Consider the following 19,210-nt stretch of genomic DNA (forward strand, 5'->3'; position numbering starts at 1 on the left):
TGCGATGAGCGGATTGTTGACGCCGTTGGTGGCGCTGCCCGGCGGAGCTGTAGTACGAGGAGTGTGCGCGCGGGCGTTGTCGTTACCGCCGCTGCCGGGCGCGGTGGACGGGCCGCAGTCGGATGCCGAAAAGGTGGTTGCCGAGTTCGCCGAACAATTCAGCGTCGACGTGTCGATGATCAGCGACGAGCAGCGGTCGCGGTTGTCATCCGCCTTGGGGGACAAGACGTTTGGCGCCGTGGTGCAGATGTATATCGCCGACTTCGTTCCCCGCGTGCGCGCCGGGCTGGAAACGCTTGGGGTCGGCCAGGAGCACCTGGGGTGGGTTACCGAGCCGATTGCCTGGGATCGCTCCACCGATCCGGCCGACGCGGTGTTCAACGGATTTCTGCCGGCGGTGGCGCGGCTGCGCGAACTCGACGCGCTGACTTCGGAGTTGATCCGGTTGAGCGGGGCGGCTCAGCACAACTGCCGGTTGTGCAAGTCTCTGCGGGAGACGACGGCGCTGGCGGCCGGCGGCTCGGAGCCGCTGTACGGCGACATCGAGCGCTTCGAGGCGTCGGCGTTGCTGACCGATCGGCAGAAGGCGGCGCTGCGATATGTCGACGCACTGATCTGGTCGCCGGCGCACATCGACCGAAGCGTTGCGGCGGCGGTGCGGGCGCACTACTCGGAAGCCGAGGCGGTCGAGCTGACCTTCGATGTGATGCGCAACGCCAGCAACAAGATCGCCGTATCGTTGGGTGCCGACGCGCCGCGGGTTGAGCAGGGCACCGAGGAATATCTGCTCGACGCCGACGGCCAGACGGTGTTCAGCTGACGGCACACGGACATGGCAACATGGTGCCGTCACCCACGGGGCGGTAGCTCAGTTGGTTAGAGCCGCGGACTCATAATCCGTTGGTCGCGGGTTCGAGCCCCGCCCGCCCCACCATAATTCTGTATGACCTCGGCTGATGGTTGACATTTCAGCTTCGGGTGATGCCTGAAAGCCGAGAAGGTAGGAGTGTCGCGGCAAACGCTGCACACCTGGCTGGGCCCCGCGAAGCTTCCCCTGATGTGCCGATCCGACATCAAGTGACAACTCGTATGACCATAGCAGTTGACAAGTTTGTTTACCTCGGAATATCCCGCCTAGTCTTGACGGGGTTTGAGTAGTGGTCATACATTCGTGGCATACATGTCCATAACCCGCCTGTCTGGGCGCAACGGAAGTTGAGACATCGATGAACGTGGACAGCACCGCTCCCAACGTTTTCGACGCCGGCCTCCCCACGCTCAATTACAGCCTCACCGCCACTCCGCACGACATTCTTGAGGATGTCCGAAAGGCGCAATCGTGCGCGCCCATTGCCATCGGACCCCTCGGCCCGGAAATCCTGTCCTACGGTTTGGCTCGGGATATATTGCGCGACAACAGATTCCGCCTACCGCCCGGTATCACTCTGGCGGCGCAGGGCATCACCTCGGGTCCGTTGTACGACAAGATGGCGAATAGCCTCCTGGGCCTGGACGGTGCCCCACATGTTCGGTTACGCAAATTGGTTTCCAAGGCGTTCACGCCGCGCGCGACAGCACGTCTGCAAGACACGATTTACGAGGTGGTGAACGGGCTGATCGATCGGGTGGTGGACGCCGGGCGGTGCGACGTCGTGACCGACATCGCGCGTCGCTACCCCACCCCGATCATGTGCGCGCTGCTCGGTGCGCCTCGCGAGGATTGGCATCTGTTCGTAGATTGGACTGAGCAGATCTTCAAAGCCTTCAACTTCCAGCCGGATGCCACCTTCGATGAGTCTGCGATCATGCGCGCATGGGGTGAACTCGACGCCTACGTCGACCACATGGTCGCCGCCCGCCGAAACAGTCTGACCGATGATCTGCTCTCCGAACTCATCCGCGCTGAAAGCGACGGTGACCGTCTCAATCTCGACGAACTCCGCATGCTGGTGGCCGGCTTCTTGATGGCGGGGACGGATACGACGCGGAACCAACTAGCCGCATCGGTGCAGGTGCTCTGCGAGCATCCAGATCAATGGGCGAAGCTGCGCAACCATCCAGAACTTGCCATGCAGGCGGTCGAGGAGAGCATGCGCCACTCGCCCGCGGCCTGTATCGTCCCGCGGACTGCCACTGACGACGTTGAATTCGCCGGATACACGTTCCCGGCAGGAACCTTCGTACTCGTGAATACCTTTGCAGCCAACCGTGATCCAGCGATCTATGACGATGCTGACCGCTTCGACATCGCGCGGAAGGACGTGCCCCCAATTCTGACCTTCGGCGGTGGCGCGCACTACTGTCTCGGGGCGAACCTCGCACGCCGCGAACTGGCGGAAGCACTCACAGTCCTCACCCGTCGCCTCCCCGCCACCCACCGCGTCGGTCCGGCACCGTGGAAATCCCTGCTGGGAATGACCGGTCCGACAACGCTTCCGATCGAATTCACCAGCGAAAGGCTTGTGACGGCGGATGCGTAGTCGTGGCTGGGCGGGTTTGACACCCTCATCGGACGAGGAGGCGATTTCGCGAATTCTGACTGCGGTAGACGAGGAGGTCGCCGAGCACGGATCGGCGATACGTCTTGCCGACGTTGCCCGCAGGCTCGGTGTCACGCGCCAGACGGTGTACCGCTACTTTCCCAATGCTGACGCGCTGCTCATCGCCAGCTCAATGCGTGCAGTCGACGGGTTTATTGACCAAGTCGTAGAACACGTTCGCGGACTCAACGATCCCGTCACCGCGATTGTCGAAAGCCTGTCGTTTGGAATCGAGAACCTCGCTGGTGATCCACAGCTGGTGAATTTGCTGACTCGGCGGATTGAGGGCGAGGCGATCATCTCGATGACGTCCGACACGGCGATCGCATTCTGTTTGTCGGTCTTCCACCGCCTCGAAGTGGATTGGAAGCTTCATGGCTTCAACAGCGCCGGGCTTCATGAACTTGCCGAAATGACCCTGCGCACAGTGCAATCCCTCCTGACCGATCCCGGCCAGCTGCCGCGCGACGGAATTGAACTACGCCGCTTTATTGCGCGATGGCTCGGTCCAGCGATCCTCTATCCCCGGATGGCGTCGCTGTCGGCCTACCAACGACACGCATCATCGGACTGACGCATCGAAGCAGAAACGCGCCTGTCGCTGTCGCAACGCGGTTCATGATTAGTTCGCGGCTGCTAACAGCGTGCGTCCGTCACTACAGCCACCGGCGTGGGATCCGCACAAAACACGCAAAATAGACAGATCAGCTAAAATAGACCCAGCATGCAGGCCTTAACCGAGGGAGAGCGCCCACCATGTCCACGGTCACATACCGCAACCGCGACGGGAAGCTCGTCGATGTACCCGTGGTCGCCGCCACCCGTCTCAAAAACGAGTTCGGCACAGTCTTCGAACAGGCCGCCGTCGGTGGCGCCGTGGTGATCACCAAGCATGACGTCCCCAAGGCGGTGCTGTTGTCGTATGCCGAGTTCGAGGCGTTGACTGCATCGGCCACACCACCGCTCGACGATCTGGCTGAGCGCTTCGACAAGCTGCTGGCCACCATGCAGACACCGAAAGCCAAGGCCGGAGTCGCTGCGGCCTTCGACGCCACACCGGAGGAATTGGGTGCCGCCGCGGTGAAAGCGGCGCGCACCGCCCGGTCGCGGTGATCCTGGGTGGCCCATGGTTCCCAAAACCACTACGCGGGCCCAGATACACGTGTTGGCGGGCGTCAACGGAGCGGGCAAGAGCAGCATCATCGGCGCGACGATCCGCGATAAGGGCGGTGAGTACTACAACCCGGATGAGGCCGCACGCGAGATCATGGCGGCTAACCCAGGACTTACCCAGATCGAGGCTAACGCGGCGGCATGGGAACAGGGTCGAAAGCTCTTGGAGCGAGCGATTATTCAAGGCCTCGACTTCACCATTGAGACCACATTGGGCGGCAGCACGATTCCGGGGCTGCTGACCAAAGCCGCCAAGCGTGGCATCGAGATCCACGTCATCTATGTCGGGCTCGGCAGCGCCGATGCCCATATCCAGCGGGTGCGACAGAGGGTCCAAGCTGGCGGACACGACATCCCCGAAGCCGACATCCGTCGTCGCTATCGCCACAGCCTGATTAATCTCGTGACATTGCTTCCGATGCTCACCGAGCTTCGGGTGTATGACAATTCCGCGACCGCGGATCCCGCGACCGGGCAGGCACCCAAGCCGGTCTTGGTACTGCACACGAAGCGCGGTCGCATCGTCGGGCCGGCCGATCTGACCGCCACACCGGATTGGGCCAAGCCCATAGTGGGTGCCGCGCTATAGCGGGTCTGGAGGCTAATCCTTGGTGTGCGGTGTAGGACTCTGCGGTGATTCCCACTTCGATTCCGGATGCCTTCGCACCAAGGTGCCTGCGGCTAGTTGGAGCTGGAAGGTTTCACCGTCGTCGTCCTCGAGCGTGACGACGCAGCCGTCGTCGCCCGAGTCCTTGAACACCACTTTGTAGAGCTGTTCGCCAGAGCCGCGCTCGACAGCGATCATGTCGCCAGGTGTGACGTCGTCGATGCGGTCGTCGCCGAATACTTCAGGCATAAGTCGATGTGGGAGGGTTCAGCCGCCGAGTGCGTCTTCCAGTTCCCGCACGTGATCCTGTGTTTGCTGCAACAACGGCCGTAGCGCCTCGGCGACATCCGGCAATCCCAGGTCGGTCGCGTCCATCACGCGCTGGCGGTAGCGGTCCAGCTGACGCCGTTCCAGTTCCACATCAGCCTTCAACGCCGACGCGCCGTCGGTAACGTCGGGCACACCGGGCACTGTCACGGTCGGCGTACCGCCGAGGAAATCGATCTGCTGAGCGAGGATCTTCGCGTGCTGCAGCTCTTGGGCGAGGTGCCTGTCCAGTTCCTCGGTGATCGAGTGGTATTCGGGTCCTTTGATCGTTGCGATGTGCTGGGTGTACTGAACGATCGACTGATACTCCGTAGCCAGATCCTCGTTGAGCCGTTCGAGAAAAGTGCTGGTGTCCATCTGGCTAGGTTTCACCGAAGACCACGGGCTGAAACGTAGTCGCCGTGCCAGCAGGGGAGCAGCGCTGCGGCCCAGTTTCCGGTTCGTCGAACGTGGGGGATATGGACGAAAAGTGGTCGGATTGTGTACTTTCCCCCACGCTCGACGCGCCCTGACGGCCCAAAAAGAGGTCAGTACGGCGGCTCCAACGTGGTGAACATCGGAAAATGACGCACGTTGGTCGTGAGCAGGTCGGCGTCGATGACAATTGCGGTGGCCGCGATCACGTAATCAACAGCACCGATACCGCTGTGGCTTCGTCGGTAACGACGGGCAAGCCGTCCGGCGACGCGGGCGATTTCCTCGGTTACTGCGGCCCAACGCAGGGCAGAGCAGAATTCTTCGAGCGCATCGAGCTCTTTGTCGCGTACGCCTGCATGGAGCTCGAATCGGACTAATTCGCTTGCTACTAAGTCTTCGCCGCTTCCGACAACCGTCGCCAGAAAGTCGACAGCGGCCGGCTCGCCGCGCAAGTGGTCGACAGCGATCGTCGTGTCGAGCAGCTTCACGCCAGGCCGAGCCGGCTCAGGCGTTCGTTGAGGTCGCCGCGAACCGCGTCGACGTATTCGGCGCCAGTGGAGTCACGTCTACGCCAGCTGCCGGCACTTCGCTTCAGCGCGGCCACCCGGTCTTCTTTGCTTCCGCTGCCGTACGTGGCGCGAATCGCCCGACGGATGAGTTCGGAGCGCGATGCACCGCTTGATCGTGCGGCGCGATCGAGAAGCTCGACCTCCTCGTCCGTCAGGGTGATTTGCGTGCGCATGACGTCATCATACATCTAGTGATGTATACCGGCCTTCGCCGCCCTGTCACCCGAAGCCCGGGCTTGGACTACGGTATGCAGCGGTAACTCCGCCCGCTGTCTCACGTCCGCGGCGCGGTGCCGCGTTTGCTTGGAGGGATTTGAACCATGCGCTTGTTCAGCGTGGCCATGCTCGCCGCAGCCACCACGATCTTCGGCTCTGCCGGCATTGCCGCGGCTGCCCCGAAGGACTACTGCGCCGACCTCAAGGGCGCCAATACCGGCAAGACGTGTGAGATCCAGCTCTCCGACCCGGGGTACAACGTCGACATCAGCATCCCGCTGGATTACCCCGACCAGAAGTCGGTCGCCGAATTCATCTCCCAGACGCGCGACGGGTTCCTCAACGCGGCCAAGTCGGGCGCGCCCCGCGATACACCGTATGAGCTGAAGATCAAGCCGACGGAATACAGCTCGGCGATTCCCCCGCGCGGTACGCAGGCCGTCGTGTTCAAGGTCTCCCAAAGCGTCGGTGCCCCGCATCCGCAGATGTACAAGGCGTTCAACTGGGACCAGACCTATCGCAAGGCGATCACCTACACCGCCGCATCGGACGACAAAGAACACACGCCGTTGTGGCGGGTGGACGATCCGCTAAAGACCGTCGCGCCGATCGTCCAGGCCGAACTGCAGAAGCAGCAGGCACCGCCGCCCCCGCCGGCGCAGCCGGGACAGCCGGCGGCGGCCACGACGACGACTGCGCCGACACTACCGCCCGTGCCGATCGCGACGACCGCGCTGTACAACCCGGACAACTACCAGAATTTCGCGGTGGTCAATGACGGGGTGTATTTCTTCTTCGACCAGGGCGTGCTGCTGCCCGACTCAGCCGGGGCGCCGCAGGTGCTCGTGCCCCGATCGGCGATCGACCCGATGCTGGCGTAACACTCTCAGCCGGTACGCGATTCTCCGGTCAAGGCAGCGCTTAGGCGGCGAGTCGCAGAAGCGAGCTGCACCCCCAGACGGGTGACCGCCGCACCGCTCATCGGCTCGGCGCTGGGAACCAGGCTGAGCATGAGGGCGATGCGCGACTCCTGCTCAAGGATCGGCGAGTCGATGTGGCTCACCTCGTAGGTGCGGTCGGGGTCCAAGTTCACCGGAAACCACTCCTCGGTGTGGATGAGTTCGTCGGTCAACGCCTGCGCCAGCTGGCTCAGCCGAGCGGAACGTACCTCGGCGCTACGCACGAGCTGCGCCAGCTCCCGCAGGCGCAGGTCCGGAAGGATATGTAGCCCAACGGCATAGCCGCGTTGGTTGGCGGCGGCCAGAGCCTGGCGATAGCGATCGCGGACGTCCGCGGGTAACGCGGCCAGCCAGCGCTCCCTAGCATCTGGCCCGGACCACGCAACGATCGACGCCCCATATGGCGGGCGGTGGGGGAACTGGGTGCCGATGGGCATCGGGTGACCGCCGCCGTGAGGGCTGCGGACCTGATCGACGACGGTGGCGCAGTCGTCGCCGACCGAGAAGGCAATGCAGTGTGCGCCCGTCGCGGCCGACAACTCGGCCATCGCCGAGCGGGCCAATACCAGGGCCGGATAGTGGCTTTCGGCCTCTCGCCCGAGCCGGACCAGAGCGGGACCGAGGTGGTAGGTCTTGCGAACCGGGTCTCGTAACAGCCAGCCGGCCCGGAGCAGCTCGGACAGCATCGAGTGGCAGCTGGCCTTATGCACGCCCAGATGCCGCGATACCTCGGCCAATGTCATCCCCCGGTTCCCGTCACTTGCCAGATGCTCGAACAGGTTCACGACCCGTTCGGTCTGAGGGGAGGGGCGCGGAGCCATAGGCCAATGGTCGCATAATGCGACTGCTTGCGGTGGCATGCGCGACCGTGTGACCATTGCCACAATGACTGACCTTCAGGGCAGAGTGGCGGTCGTAACCGGCGGAGCCGGTGGCATCGGCCGGGCGATGGGCAGGCGGTTCGGCCGCGAGGGCATGAAGGTGGTGCTGGCCGATGTCCTCGCCGAACCACTCGACGAGGCAACCCGGGAATTGGTGGACGAGGGCGTCGAGGCGACCGGGGTGGTTGCCGACGTCACCGACTACTCCTCGGTCGAGTCGCTCGCCAAACAGACCCTCGATCGCTTTGGCGCGGTGCACGTGGTGTGCAACAACGCCGGCACCGGCGCGGTCTCCGAGGGTTATATGTGGGAACACGACCTGGCCGACTGGCGGTGGGGAATCGACGTCAATGTGCTGGGCGTCATTCACGGCATCAAGGCTTTCGTGCCCATCCTGCTCGAGCAGGGCGAGGGACATGTTGTCAACACCTGCTCGGGCAACGGCGGATTCGCGCCAATTGCCAAGGGCGCCATGGGCGGACCCGCGACCGCGGTCTACCCGATGACGAAGGCCGCGGTGCTGTGCCTGACGGAAAGCCTCTACAGCCACCTGCAGATGACGGGAACTGAGGTCAAAGCGCATGTCCTTTTTCCCGGCGGCTTTCTGAACACCGGCATCTGGGAGTCGTGGCGGCACCGGCCCGAGCGTTACGCGGCGACCCAGGAACGCCGCACCCCCGAGCACACGCTGAAAGACGTCGTGGCCCGTTTCGAGAACGCCGGCGCGCGTGTCGAGTTCACTCCGCTAGAGACGGTCGCGGACCAGGTGGTGGAGGGAATCCGGGCGGACCGCTTTTGGATGATGGGCCCACCCACCCCCACCGAGGACGTCGTGAGCCGCAAGGCGGCATCGATCCTTAATCGCAGTAACCCCGACTACCTGGTCGACGTTCTCGGCCAGAGCGCCGAGAAGCAGCCGCAAACCAAAGGAGTAGCAACATGATTCGCTACGGTCCCCGCCCGCCCGAAGCGCAGGTCGACCACGAGATCGACGCCACCAAGGCGCCCATCGCCACCGAAGCGGTGACTGTCACGTACCTCACCGACCCGGAGATCGTCGCTGCCGTCTTACCTAAGCCACTGGAGCCGGCGGCCGAGCCGTTGGTGCGTGTTCAGCTGCAGCGGGTCCGCATCGAGGGCAGGCCACCGTTCGGATCGGCGGTGTTTTCGGTGACCGCCCGGCACGGCGACCTGCAGGGCGACTACCCCCTCTTCATGCCCCAGTCCACCGAACAGTCGGTCACGGGCGGACGCGAAACATTCGGCGAGCCAAAGAAATTAGCTCACATTGAGGTTGAACGCGACAAAGACCTCGTTAGCGCCACCGTGGACCGCCTCGGCTACCAGCTCATCAGACTCGACGGACAGGTCACCGGCCCGGCGGCCCTGCCGCCCGACCAGGTGAACACCGAGTTCTACTTCAAGTTCCTGCGTGCCCCCGACGGCAGCGGCATCACCGACCCCCACCTGGTCTACGGCGAGTACCACCGCCACTACGAGCTGCTGGAAAACATCGACGGCACACTCGAACTGGGGGAGTCGCCGCTGGATCCGGTGGCCGACATCGTAATTCGCCACATCACGTCGATCACCTGGTGTCGCCGACGCACGGTACAGGTGGGACGCATCGCGGAGCGGGTGCCGGCCGAATGGCTGCTGCCCTATGTGCACCAGCGCTACGACGACGTGGCACTGCTCGCGGCGCCGGCGAGGGTATAGCCATGGAGCGGTACCCAGTCATCTCCGCCGACTGCCACGCCGGCGCGGACCTGCTCGACTACCGCGAGTACCTCGATCCGCAGTATCGAGACGAATTCGACGGCTGGGCAAAGACATACGTCAACCCGTTCGGCGACCTCACCGAGCCCGACGCCGAGCGCAACTGGAACAGCGATCGACGCAACGCCGACCTGGATCGGGAAGGTGTTGCGGGCGAGGTCATTTACCCCAACACCGTGCCGCCGTTCTTCCCTCAGGCCAGCCTGGCCGCACCCCCGCCGGAGACCGCCCGAGAGCTCGAGCTGCGCTGGGCCGGGCTACGGGCACACAATCGGTGGCTGGCCGACTTCTGTTCTTTGTCTCCCGAGCGTCGTGCCGGGGTGGGCCAGATCCTGCTCGGAGATCTCGACGAGGCGGTCGCCGAGATAGCACAGATCGCCAAGTTGGGGCTGCGCGGCGGGGTGCTGCTGCCCGGTGTCGTGCCCGGCACCGGCATCCCGCCGCTGTACGCCGAGCACTGGGAGCCGCTGTGGGCCGCGTGCGAAGACGCTTGTGTGGTGGTCAACCATCACGGCGGTAGCGCCGGGCCGAGCCCGACCGACGGGTGGGGCAGCTCGTTCGCGGTGTGGGTGTACGAGACGCACTGGTGGGCACATCGTGCGCTGTGGCACTTGATCTTCAGTGGCGCACTGGATCGTCATCCAGACCTCACTGTGGTCCTCACCGAGCAGGGCGCCGGTTGGATACCGGCGACCCTCGACTCACTGGACGTGGCGGCGGGCCGGTACGCGCGAGCCAGCTCGGCGATCGCTCGCTTCGCCGGGCCCACGGCCGGCTCGCTGTCCCTTAAGCCCAGCCAGTATTGGGCTCGCCAGTGTTACGTCGGTGCCAGCTTCATGCGACCCGTCGAATGTGCCGAGCGCCGCCGAATCGGCGTCGAGAAGATCCTGTGGGGAAGCGACTACCCACACTTCGAGGGCACCGCTCCCTATACGCGGGAGGCGTTGCGGCACACCTTCAGTGATGTTCCGGCCGACGAGGTGGCGGCCATGGTCGGCGGGAATGCGGCGGCCGTGTACGGCTTCGACCTCGAGGCCCTCGCGCCGTTAGTCGACCGCATCGGGCCGACCGTGGCCGAGGTCGCCGAGCCGTTGGCGGCCGTGCCCGCCGACGCGCGCAGCACCGTCTTCGAACCCGACCCCATCCGTGCCTGGTAGCGAAAGGACCAAAGTGGAGCCCTACACCATCATCTCCGCGGACTGTCACGCCGAGCTCCCGACCGAGCGGTACCGCGAATACGTCGACCCCGAATACCGGGAGGACTTCGAGGCATACCTGGCCGAGAAGGAGGCCGCGGCGCGGGCCGGCGGGTTCATCGACGAGGAGTTCGCCGAGCAGTGGTTCTCCGAGCATGGCGAGGGTATCGCCGGCGGATGGGATGTCGCCCTGCGCGACAAGGAACTTGACGGCGACGGCGTGGTCGGCGAAGTCATCTTTCCCGACGCCGACGCGGTGACCGGGGTCGCCGGGGCGCCGTTCGGTGCGGGGTTGGGCCAGTCGGGCGACCTCGACCCGGGCCGCGCGATGGCCGGTGCGCGCGCCCACAACCGCTGGTTGGCCGAGTTGTGCAGCCACAGCCCCGAGCGGCGGGCCGGGGTTGCGGTTGTGCCGATATTGGCGGACGTCGACGCGGCCGTCGCCGAGATCACGCGAGCCGCAGAGTCCGGGCTGCGCGGCGGCATTCTGATCCCCGCGCGCTGGGTCGGCTACCCGCCGTACCACGACCGTCGCTACGACAAGGTCTGGGCTGCTTGCCAAGACCTGCAGATGCCGGTCCACACCCACTCCGGTCCGGCGCCGCAAGAGGAGTACGGAGGGCACCTGGGCATCTACGTGACCGAGGTGCGCTGGTGGGGGGCCCGGCCGCTGTGGTTCGCGTTGTGGTCGGGGGTGTTCGAGCGCTTCCCCCGGCTGAGGTGGGGAGTCACAGAGTGTGGTGCGTTCTGGGCCAACGATCTGCTGTGGCTGATGGACACGCGGTATTTGCGTGAGCACTCGGCCAAGAAGATGAGCCATCAGATGGAGGGCGATCTGACGATGCCGCCCTCGGCCTACTTCGACCGCAACTGCTTTATCGGGGCCACCACCACCGAGCGCAGGGAGCTGGCGCGGCGCTACGAGATCGGCGTGGCGAACATGCTGTGGGGCAACGACTTTCCACACCCGGAGGGAACCTGGCCGCACACCCGCGGCTGGCTGCGTCGCTCCTTCTGGGACGTGCCCGTCGAGGAGACCCGCCAGATGCTGGGTTTGGCGGCGGCCGAGGTTTACAACTTCGATCTGGACGCGTTGGCTCCGTTGGCCGAGCGCATCGGCCCGACGCCCGAGGACCTCGGCCAGGACGATGCGGTGAGTATTCCCAAGTGGGAGACGGCCCGCGAGGTAGGACGTCACTGGTTGACGGGTGCTGAGCCTTTGCCCGACCTTGTGTAATCCGTTGGCGGACGGACAGTCTGGCGTTAATCTCGTTGTCGGGCGAGGATTTCGCGCAGGGTCGGTAGTGTTCGTTGGTCTTTCGGTCGGTTCGCCGCTTGCTTGGACCGGATGACGTCGCTGAGCGACGCGATGCGCACCTCTACCCCGTAGAGGTGGACCCGGGCTGCGTCGCGACGTAGGTCGGCGTAGCCATCCGTTCCGGATGGCTTGAATGTCACGTCAAGATCGCCGGCGTCCGTGGTGAGATTCCAGATTTGTGCCGCCGCCAGTGCCTCACCGTCGCAGCGGAAGGGAAGTCCTCCGGGTTCAGAGTCGGTGCGGACTCGTGCATTGAGTTCGCGCAGCGCATCGGCCAGTTTGTCGAGGTTTCGCCGGTCCATTTGCGGGGTGATGTCGGCGTCTTCGGTCGGAAATGGTGAGCCGTGGTAAACGGCGGCGAGGCCGCCAATCAGTATGTAGGCCACCTTGTTTCGGTGCAGTACCTCGAGGATGCGGGGCAGATCGAGTTCCACATCAACCCCGTCCGCCCTGACGCAGCTCGGCAAGCTGCCGTGTTATCCGAGCGTGGCGGTCCATACGCTCTTGGCCGCTAAGCGACGCAAGACGCGCGGCCTGCGCCAGGTCGCTCTCGCCGTGCGGCACAAGCATGACCTCGAGGTCGAGGCCACACAGTCGGACCAGCCGACGGACGTCGTCGAGACTGATTGCGGTGCGCCCGGACTCCCACCGGGCGATCGCCGACTGGGTCGTGCCGGCGCGGCTTGCGAGCTCGGCCTGCGTGAGGCCCGCTCGTCGGCGCGCCTCGCGAACTAGATCGCCACCGTAGGAACCCACGAACCTAATATAGCAGTTCTGCTATATCGATAGCCAGTCGCAACGATCACGCTCGCGCGACGAGCCGCGGCACGATCGGCTCACCCGGTGTCAGCCGTGTCGACGCGAACTGCCCCTTGATGCCCTCGACCCAACGCCGACACCGTTCGGTGAGCTTGTAGTCCTTGGTCTGCAGGTGCCCGCGGGTGACGAGCACGCCGAGTTCGGCGCCCTTGCAACGCACGTCGCCCGGCGCCGCGATCCGCATGTAGAAGGCTTCGGCCTCGGTCAGCGTGGCCCAGTCGTTGGCGGAACGTGCAAAGGAGACGCGCCCGTCGTCGTCAAGGCGCCACACACCCGTGCGCGGGGCCGCGGTGATGAGCTCGACGTGTGGCGAGGTCTCCCAAATCATCAGCTGTCCCCACACATCGTCGCCGCCGTAGCCGCGCTCCCAACGCGCGTTGATCTCGTCGATATCGAGCTCGTAATCCACATCCATGTACTCGAGCAGGTGAAAGAGAAACAGCGGCATGTCGGCGTAGGCCTCGGTGGTCAAGTTCGTCATCGGGCTGACACCGCTCAGCCGCGGGTTCACCTCGCCGAGATACAGCTCGCCAGAATCCCGGTCGTGCAAAAGGTCCACCTCGAAGTAGCCGCGATACCCCTCGCGGCGCATGCGGTCGCCCAGCTTTCGCACCATTTCTCGCGCGGTGTGCGTCTGTTCAGGCGTCAGCGCCCCGCGCCACACGTCGTTGCCGCACCAGCCGCCCTTGTACGGGGTCAGCTCCGGGTAACCGACCAGACTCGTCATCGCGGGACCGACCACGGTGCCGTGCCGGGTCACGGCGCCCTCCAGGCACACCTCAACATTGCGGATGCGCTTCATCACCTTGAGTTCCTGCCCGACCACGTCACCGGCGTGACGGTCCCAGTCGCGCTGACCGCGCACGAAGAACGTCGTGGTGCCGGCGTCGCCGTAAGCACACTGGACGACGAGGTCATCGCCCAGACCCGCACCGTGGGCAAGCGCCAACAGCTCGTCGTAGGAGCCGGCCCGCCCGATCACGTGAGGCACGCTGGCTACCCCGGCCTTCTCGGCCAGCCTCGTCATGACGATCTTGGAGCCCAGCCGATGACGCAGCTCCGCCGACGGTTGCATGACCTCGAGTCCCACCTCGCGGGCCAGGGCGTGGGTTGCTTCGTCGAGCATCACAAAGCAGGCCTTGCCGCCGGGCCCCCGATGCGCGATGAAATCGAGCGTCTCGGGATCCCGCAGCAGGTAATTGCACACATCCTCCATGGAGTCGAAATCCATGCGGTTGCGCCGTCGCGGCACGAACACCCGCGGATGTTCGCCCTCGAAAGAGTCAAAGTACGTGAGGTAGAAGAAGTTTCGTATCCAACGGTCGATGCCGAGCAGGTTGAACGGCGTCGGCGAGATGAAATACAGCGGCACGGTGTTGGTGTGAAAGAACGCACGGACGTCCGAGATGCCGTTGAGCGTGCGGCGCGGCTCGGACTCAGGCCCGCTGGTGCGCATGTCCATGCCACAAGTGTGCACGGCCGACCCGGCCGGTTACGCGTCTTCGGCGTACAACAGCGAGTGCGTAACGCCAGTGCCGTCGAAACGGAATTCGTGCGCGGGCCGCCGTAGCGGCTCGATGGTGATATCCGGGTGCACGACCACCCCGCCGCCGGAAGGCAGTCCGAGTCCGGTGGCCCCGCCCTCCAGCGACTGGATGGTGCTTGCCAGCCGCGCCCACTCGGAACGCTCGTCGTGGGTGTCGATGACCAGCGGCGCAAGCTTGAACACGTCGAGCAATTCGGATTCCTCGACGATTCCATACCGCCCGAGTTGGACCGCCCCGGCCGAAATCCCCACCAGCACCGCCCCTTGGGTGTACCGGTCGAGGATCACGTCCTTCATGCCGGTTTTCTCGAACGTGTTCCAGCCCATGCGCACATCGCCGCCCGCGAGCACGATCAGCTCGGCGCGCTCCAGGAAGGCGCGGTCATCGGGGCCGAACGACGAAGCGATCATGCGACGGTCGGTGATTCCAATCGGTTCGATCGCCGCCTCGAAAATCTCGTAGAACTCCGGACGATCGCCGTTGGAGGCGCCGATGTAGGCCGCGCTAAACGGTGTGTCCCAAGCAAATCCGTCGAGCGCTGCCTCGAGGAGCAGCCGGTCCTGCCGCTTCCAGAACAGCAGCTGGCTGTCCGCCAGCAGATAGAGCGGTTGCAGCTGTGGCGCCGACTCAGACACCGCGCCGCGGAGGCCTAACCTCCTCCGTAGGTGGGTCCCTTTACGCCATCGCGGTACGTAACGCATTGGCCTGCGGTGCAACACGTTTCGATAAGGACCGGAGCGGCGCCCCAATGGGGTTGCACTTCCTGCGACGTGTAGTCGCCGCCCGTGTTACGACAGTTGTCCTCGACATCCGTGACTGCGCTGGCAAGTGGCGCACCCGAGATCATCACCGCGACCGGGATTGCGAACACAGCCGCGCGCATCGCGGTGGATACAAGACGCTTCATGATCCTCCATAACTCGGCGTAGGTGCCGAGGCCATTCCTTGTGTAATTGACGGCGAGTTTACCGGCCCCGGATGGCGCTGGGACGTCGTACTTACAACTCGCCCAGGTCGTCGGGCACGTCGACGGCGTACTCCCGCAGCACCTCCAGCGGCACCGCCTCCAAGGTGCGTTCGTGGGTGGAGGCCAGCACCACAGGCGCGGCGTAGCCGTCGTGGTGGGCGCGAAGCCAGTTCAGCGCGGTCACACACCAGCGATCGCCGGGCGTGAGGCCGGGGAAGCGATACTCGGGTCGCGGCGTCACCAGGTCGTTGCCGATCGAGCGCTGGTGCTCCAGAAACTCGGCGGTCACCACCGCGCAGATGGTGTGCAGGCCGATGTCCTCGGGACCGGTCGCGCAGCAGCCGTCGCGGTAGAACCCGGTGAGCGGCTCGGTGCCGCACTCTTCCAGCGGCCCGCCCAGCACATTGCGCTCGAGCATCGTCAGCGACGCAGCAGCTTCTCGCGGACCGTGTCGGTGACAAAGCGCCCCATCGAGACCGGCCGGAACGCGCGGGCGGCGTCGGTAAGCGCGTCGCGGGAATCCGCGGGCAGCTCGATGTCGGCGGCGGCGACGTTGAACTCGAGCTGCTCGACGCTGGACGCCCCGGGAATGGCGACCACGCCCGGCAAGCTGACCAGCCACGCCAGCGCCACTTGTGCCGGCTTGGCGTTCACATCGGCGGCGACGGCGCGCAGCGTCTGCAGCAGCGGCTCGATGCGACGAAGGTTCTCGGTGCCGAAGAACGGGTTGATGGCCCGGACGCCGCCGGGACGGTTGTCGACGCCGTACTTGCCGCCCAGAAGTCCTTGCGCCAGTGGGCTGTACGCGATCACGATGCGCTTCTCGCGCTCCGCGAACGGCACCAGGTTGTCCAGCGCGCGGGGGTACGCGAGCGAGAAATGCACCTGGTTGCTGATCACCGGCCGGCCGAGCGCGGCGTCGGCCTTCTGCCATCGCGCAAGCGAGTAGTTCGACACGCCGGCCGCGCCGATCGCGCCGCTGTCGAGCAGACCGCGCATCCCGGGCATGATCACCGAATCGGGGACTACCGGGTTGGGTTGGTGAACCTGGTAGAGCGGGATGCGGTCGAGCTGCAGCCGGCGCGCGCTGGCACGCTCGCGCTGCTTGACCACCGGGGGTAGCGGCGCAACCGGCATGATCTTGCTGGCAACCGCAACCTCGGCACGCTTGTCGCCGAGCGCTTCGCCGAGAATCCGTTCGCTCTTGCCGAACCCGTACACCTCGGCGGTATCAAACAGCGTGACTCCCAACGCAAGAGCACGCTGCACGATCTCGCGCGCCGCACCCGTGGCGTACTGGTCCCCGTAGCCCCACTCCCGCGAGCCGAACTGCCAGGTGCCCAGCCCGATCCGGCTGACTTTTCCGATTCCCTCGACGTCCAGATATTTCATATCGCTCACGGTACTGACACCCACGGCGATCTGTACGCTGTGCCTGCAGCGGGCGTTACAAGAGAGGGCGAATATGTCAAGGACAGTAGTGATCGGCGCATCGAGTGGGCTGGGGCGTTGCATCGGCGTCGGTCTTGCGCAGCGGGGTGCTCAGGTCGCGCTTCTCGCCCGGCGTCGCGAGCGCATCGAAGCCGCGGCCAAGGAGGCCGGGCCGAGCGCGACCGCCATCGAATGCGACGTCACCGACGAGGCGTCGTGCCGGGCGGCGATCAACCAGGCCGCCGACGCGCTCGGCGGCATCGACCACCTGGTGTACACGCCCGCCGTTGGGCCGCTGGTCCGCATGGTCGACACCGACGCCGCCACCTGGCGGCGCGTCTTCGACACCAACGTCATCGGCGCGGCGCTGGCGACCGCGGCGGCGATGCCGCACCTGAGCGCCTCCGCCGGCAAGGCGATCTACCTCTCGTCCGACGCCGGCACCTTCGGGCCACCCTGGCCAGGGCTGGGCGCGTACGGCGTCAGCAAGGCGGCGCTGGAACGACTCGTGGAGGCTTGGCGCGCCGAACATCCCGACATCGGCTTCACCTGCCTGATCGTGGGCGAGTGCCCGGGCGGCGAAGGCGACGCGCAAACCGGCATGAGCGTGGGCTGGGATCCCGAACTCGCCAAACAGGCTGCACCGCTGTGGTTGTCGCGCGGCTGCATGCCCGGCAAATTGATGCCGGTCGAAGACCTCATCGAAGTGGTGCACACGATCCTGCACACCGATGCGGCCACGTCGATGCCGCTCGTGGTCGCCCGCGGCGGGCCCGCCGGCTCTCCAGCATTCGCCGATTCCGGCCAGTCGTAATCTCATAGCCAGACAGGAGGCCTCATGATCGAGCTTCGAGTCGAACGGACAATCGCCGCATCCCGTGAACGGGTCTTCGACTGGCTGGCTGACCCGGCCAGCCTGACCGCCGCTCCGCCGATCTTCCGGGCTTTCTGGGAGAAGGGCGCGACGGTTCCCGGCGTGGGCGCGGTGCGACGGGTGATCGGGCTGGGCACCTGGTTCCGCGAAGAGATCACGGCCTACGACCCGCCGCGCAGCTATTCCTATCTGATCCTCCGCTCGTTTCCGCCGTTCGAGCACGAAGGCGGCACGCTGACATTCACCCCGAGCGGCGACGGCACGCACGTCGACTGGATCACCCGCTACACCCACCCGGCGTACTTCGGCGGAAGTCTGATGGAACCGGTCAGCTCCCGGCTGCTGCGCTCGAGCTTCAACGCGATCCTGGCCGGCGCCGCCAAAGCACTGGAAGGCTAGCGACCCTGGTGACGTCGACAGCGAGTACTCAGCTCGTCGCGTTGGCCCGGGGCATGCGGGAGCTGGTGCGCGCCGAGGCCGCCGAATCGGAGCGCCAGCGCACCCTCACCGCCCCGATTGTCGAGGGGATGTGGGCCAGCGGGCTGTTATCGGCGTTCAATCCCGTCGCGGCCGGCGGCGTCGAACCGTCGTTTGCCGAGATGATCGAGACCTGGATCGAAATGGCTTGGCAGGACGGGTCGTTCGGCTGGGTGGGCATCGCGAACCTGCCGTCGACGTTCGCCGCGGCGTGCTACCTGCCCGACGAAGGCTTCGCCGAGGTGTTCACCGCACACGACAACCGCGTCACGCTCGGCGGCCAATTCTTCCCCAACGGCCAGGGGCTCGCCGTCGACGGTGGCTACCGGCTGAGCGGATCGTGGAATTTCGGCTCGGGCATTGGGCATTCGCAGTACATTGCGGCCGGGTTCCTGCCACTCGACGACGGCGAAATGCGCTGGGTCAGCGACGGTGTCCCCGACATGCAGGTGGCTGTCGTTGCACGCGACGACATCTCAATCGACGACGGCTGGTATGTCCAGGGGCTCAAGGGAACCGGATCCTACGACTACAGCGCCGACGACGCGTTCGTCCGGAAAGCCGGACGTTTCCGCTGTTTCGCCGGGAGCCGTATCGCGGCTCGTCGCCGGCCACCCGCATGGGACTGATGTCGGTGACCGCCGCCGGTCATGCGTCATGGGCGCTCGGGGTCGCCAAGAGCATGCTCGACGACGTCACCGAGCTGGCGGCCACCAAATACCGGATGAGCGACATGGGGGAGTCGCTGGCCAGCCGCCCGACGTTCCAGAAAGGCCTCGCCCAGCACGTCGCGGCGTGGCGCGCCGCGCGCCTGCTGGTTCTCGACGCGTTCGGCACGGCCGAGGCCGCCGTCGCCGCCGGCGCGGAGCTGACCCCGACCTTGCGGGCCGACATGCGGGTGGCCGCCGTGCACGCGACCGACACCGCCCGAAGTTGCGCGGAGTGGGCACATTTGGCGGCCGGCACCACCGCGATCCGCGAAGGCAGCCGCTTCGAGCGGGCATTCCGCGACATGTACACCGGAACCCAGCATGCGTTCATCAGCGAAAAGGTCGCGATCGACGCTGCGCGGATCTGGCTCGGCATCATCGACGACCAGTTCGGCCTCTGAGC

At 65.4% G+C, this 19,210-nt stretch carries 23 protein-coding genes, 1 tRNA gene and 1 pseudogene; 14 read left to right on the forward strand and 11 right to left on the reverse strand.

Going from position 1 to position 19,210, the window contains the following annotated elements:
- Window positions 1-4 precede the first annotated feature (4 nt).
- From G6N47_RS17470 to G6N47_RS17495, 6 genes are all read left to right on the forward strand, one after another.
- Window positions 5-820, forward strand: a complete 816-nt coding sequence (locus tag G6N47_RS17470) for a carboxymuconolactone decarboxylase family protein (RefSeq protein WP_083133350.1) — start codon at window positions 5-7, stop codon at window positions 818-820.
- A gap of 37 nt (window positions 821-857) precedes the next feature.
- Window positions 858-934 (forward strand) — tRNA-Ile (locus tag G6N47_RS17475).
- Window positions 935-1,226: 292 nt separating this feature from the next.
- The gene (locus G6N47_RS17480; RefSeq protein WP_083133349.1) at window positions 1,227-2,480 is read left to right on the forward strand and encodes a cytochrome P450; all 1,254 of its coding nucleotides are present in this window, start codon (window positions 1,227-1,229) and stop codon (window positions 2,478-2,480) included.
- Entirely contained in the window at window positions 2,473-3,114 is a 642-nt protein-coding gene (locus tag G6N47_RS17485; RefSeq protein ID WP_083133348.1) for a TetR/AcrR family transcriptional regulator, read from the forward strand. The genes G6N47_RS17480 and G6N47_RS17485 overlap by 8 nt, the downstream gene beginning before the upstream one ends.
- Window positions 3,115-3,296: 182 nt before the next feature.
- On the forward strand, window positions 3,297-3,653 hold the full coding sequence (locus G6N47_RS17490; RefSeq protein WP_083133347.1) for a type II toxin-antitoxin system prevent-host-death family antitoxin: 357 nt from the start codon (window positions 3,297-3,299) through the stop codon (window positions 3,651-3,653).
- A 13-nt stretch (window positions 3,654-3,666) separates the two neighbouring features.
- Complete coding sequence (locus G6N47_RS17495) at window positions 3,667-4,302, forward strand: zeta toxin family protein (protein ID WP_083133346.1); 636 nt, start codon at window positions 3,667-3,669, stop codon at window positions 4,300-4,302.
- 12 nt (window positions 4,303-4,314) lie between these two features.
- Here the strand turns inward: G6N47_RS17495 and G6N47_RS17500 are convergent, their stop codons facing one another.
- The 4 genes from G6N47_RS17500 to G6N47_RS17515 all read right to left on the reverse strand — a co-directional run bounded on the left by G6N47_RS17500 (window position 4,315) and on the right by G6N47_RS17515 (window position 5,806).
- Entirely contained in the window at window positions 4,315-4,569 is a 255-nt protein-coding gene (locus G6N47_RS17500; RefSeq protein WP_083133345.1) for a hypothetical protein, read from the reverse strand.
- Window positions 4,570-4,587: 18 nt separating this feature from the next.
- Window positions 4,588-5,004, reverse strand: a complete 417-nt coding sequence (locus G6N47_RS17505; protein ID WP_083133344.1) for a ferritin-like domain-containing protein — start codon at window positions 5,002-5,004, stop codon at window positions 4,588-4,590.
- 170 nt (window positions 5,005-5,174) lie between these two features.
- Window positions 5,175-5,552, reverse strand: a complete 378-nt coding sequence (locus G6N47_RS17510) for a type II toxin-antitoxin system VapC family toxin (RefSeq protein ID WP_083133343.1) — start codon at window positions 5,550-5,552, stop codon at window positions 5,175-5,177.
- Window positions 5,549-5,806 carry a ribbon-helix-helix domain-containing protein gene (locus G6N47_RS17515; protein WP_083133381.1) on the reverse strand — a complete coding sequence of 86 codons (258 nt, stop codon included), beginning with the start codon at window positions 5,804-5,806 and terminating at the stop codon, window positions 5,549-5,551. The genes G6N47_RS17510 and G6N47_RS17515 overlap by 4 nt, the downstream gene beginning before the upstream one ends.
- A 147-nt stretch (window positions 5,807-5,953) precedes the next feature.
- Between G6N47_RS17515 and G6N47_RS17520 the strand changes: the two genes are divergently transcribed.
- Window positions 5,954-6,730 (forward strand): esterase, encoded by a 777-nt coding sequence (locus G6N47_RS17520; protein ID WP_083133342.1) that lies wholly within the window; start codon window positions 5,954-5,956, stop codon window positions 6,728-6,730.
- Between the two features lie 5 nt (window positions 6,731-6,735).
- On the opposite strand, the gene G6N47_RS17525 is transcribed toward G6N47_RS17520, so the two are convergent.
- Complete coding sequence (locus G6N47_RS17525) at window positions 6,736-7,629, reverse strand: IclR family transcriptional regulator (RefSeq protein WP_083133341.1); 894 nt, start codon at window positions 7,627-7,629, stop codon at window positions 6,736-6,738.
- Between the two features lie 64 nt (window positions 7,630-7,693).
- On the opposite strand from G6N47_RS17525, the gene G6N47_RS17530 reads away from it, so the two are divergent.
- The 4 genes from G6N47_RS17530 to G6N47_RS17545 are packed head-to-tail and all read left to right on the forward strand — an operon-like array spanning window position 7,694 to window position 11,901.
- Window positions 7,694-8,632 carry an SDR family oxidoreductase gene (locus G6N47_RS17530; RefSeq protein ID WP_179966391.1) on the forward strand — a complete coding sequence of 313 codons (939 nt, stop codon included), beginning with the start codon at window positions 7,694-7,696 and terminating at the stop codon, window positions 8,630-8,632.
- The gene (locus G6N47_RS17535) at window positions 8,629-9,408 is read left to right on the forward strand and encodes an acetoacetate decarboxylase family protein (protein WP_083133340.1); all 780 of its coding nucleotides are present in this window, start codon (window positions 8,629-8,631) and stop codon (window positions 9,406-9,408) included. The genes G6N47_RS17530 and G6N47_RS17535 overlap by 4 nt, the downstream gene beginning before the upstream one ends.
- 2 nt (window positions 9,409-9,410) lie before the next feature.
- Entirely contained in the window at window positions 9,411-10,625 is a 1,215-nt protein-coding gene (locus G6N47_RS17540) for an amidohydrolase family protein (protein ID WP_083133339.1), read from the forward strand.
- Between the two features lie 13 nt (window positions 10,626-10,638).
- Complete coding sequence (locus G6N47_RS17545) at window positions 10,639-11,901, forward strand: amidohydrolase family protein (protein ID WP_083133338.1); 1,263 nt, start codon at window positions 10,639-10,641, stop codon at window positions 11,899-11,901.
- A 26-nt stretch (window positions 11,902-11,927) separates the two neighbouring features.
- Here the strand turns inward: G6N47_RS17545 and G6N47_RS17550 are convergent, their stop codons facing one another.
- The 6 genes from G6N47_RS17550 to G6N47_RS17575 form a co-directional block, all read right to left on the reverse strand.
- Entirely contained in the window at window positions 11,928-12,416 is a 489-nt protein-coding gene (locus G6N47_RS17550) for a hypothetical protein (protein WP_083133337.1), read from the reverse strand.
- Window position 12,417: 1 nt separating this feature from the next.
- Complete coding sequence (locus tag G6N47_RS17555) at window positions 12,418-12,738, reverse strand: helix-turn-helix transcriptional regulator (RefSeq protein ID WP_232080231.1); 321 nt, start codon at window positions 12,736-12,738, stop codon at window positions 12,418-12,420.
- Between the two features lie 46 nt (window positions 12,739-12,784).
- The gene (locus tag G6N47_RS17560) at window positions 12,785-14,263 is read right to left on the reverse strand and encodes a biotin carboxylase (RefSeq protein ID WP_139799632.1); all 1,479 of its coding nucleotides are present in this window, start codon (window positions 14,261-14,263) and stop codon (window positions 12,785-12,787) included.
- Window positions 14,264-14,293: 30 nt separating this feature from the next.
- Window positions 14,294-14,983, reverse strand: coding sequence for a Type 1 glutamine amidotransferase-like domain-containing protein (locus G6N47_RS17565; RefSeq protein WP_232080232.1), 690 nt, complete (start codon window positions 14,981-14,983; stop codon window positions 14,294-14,296).
- 363 nt (window positions 14,984-15,346) lie between these two features.
- Complete coding sequence (locus tag G6N47_RS17570; RefSeq protein ID WP_062541088.1) at window positions 15,347-15,733, reverse strand: DUF2237 family protein; 387 nt, start codon at window positions 15,731-15,733, stop codon at window positions 15,347-15,349.
- A 2-nt stretch (window positions 15,734-15,735) separates the two neighbouring features.
- Window positions 15,736-16,707, reverse strand: a complete 972-nt coding sequence (locus G6N47_RS17575; RefSeq protein WP_083133334.1) for an aldo/keto reductase — start codon at window positions 16,705-16,707, stop codon at window positions 15,736-15,738.
- Window positions 16,708-16,780: 73 nt separating this feature from the next.
- Here G6N47_RS17575 and G6N47_RS17580 point away from each other — a divergent pair, with 73 nt between their 5' ends.
- The 3 genes and pseudogenes from G6N47_RS17580 to G6N47_RS17590 all read left to right on the forward strand — a co-directional run bounded on the left by G6N47_RS17580 (window position 16,781) and on the right by G6N47_RS17590 (window position 19,208).
- The gene (locus tag G6N47_RS17580; RefSeq protein WP_083133333.1) at window positions 16,781-17,560 is read left to right on the forward strand and encodes an SDR family oxidoreductase; all 780 of its coding nucleotides are present in this window, start codon (window positions 16,781-16,783) and stop codon (window positions 17,558-17,560) included.
- Window positions 17,561-17,584: 24 nt separating this feature from the next.
- A complete protein-coding gene (locus G6N47_RS17585) occupies window positions 17,585-18,019 on the forward strand; it encodes an SRPBCC family protein (RefSeq protein ID WP_083133332.1) in 435 nt (144 codons plus the stop codon).
- Between the two features lie 8 nt (window positions 18,020-18,027).
- Window positions 18,028-19,208: pseudogene (locus tag G6N47_RS17590) on the forward strand (acyl-CoA dehydrogenase family protein).
- Window positions 19,209-19,210: the final 2 nt, after the last annotated feature.

Origin of the sequence: Mycobacterium branderi (assembly GCF_010728725.1) — a bacterium.
GTDB classification, from domain to species: Bacteria; Actinomycetota; Actinomycetes; order Mycobacteriales; family Mycobacteriaceae; genus Mycobacterium; species Mycobacterium branderi.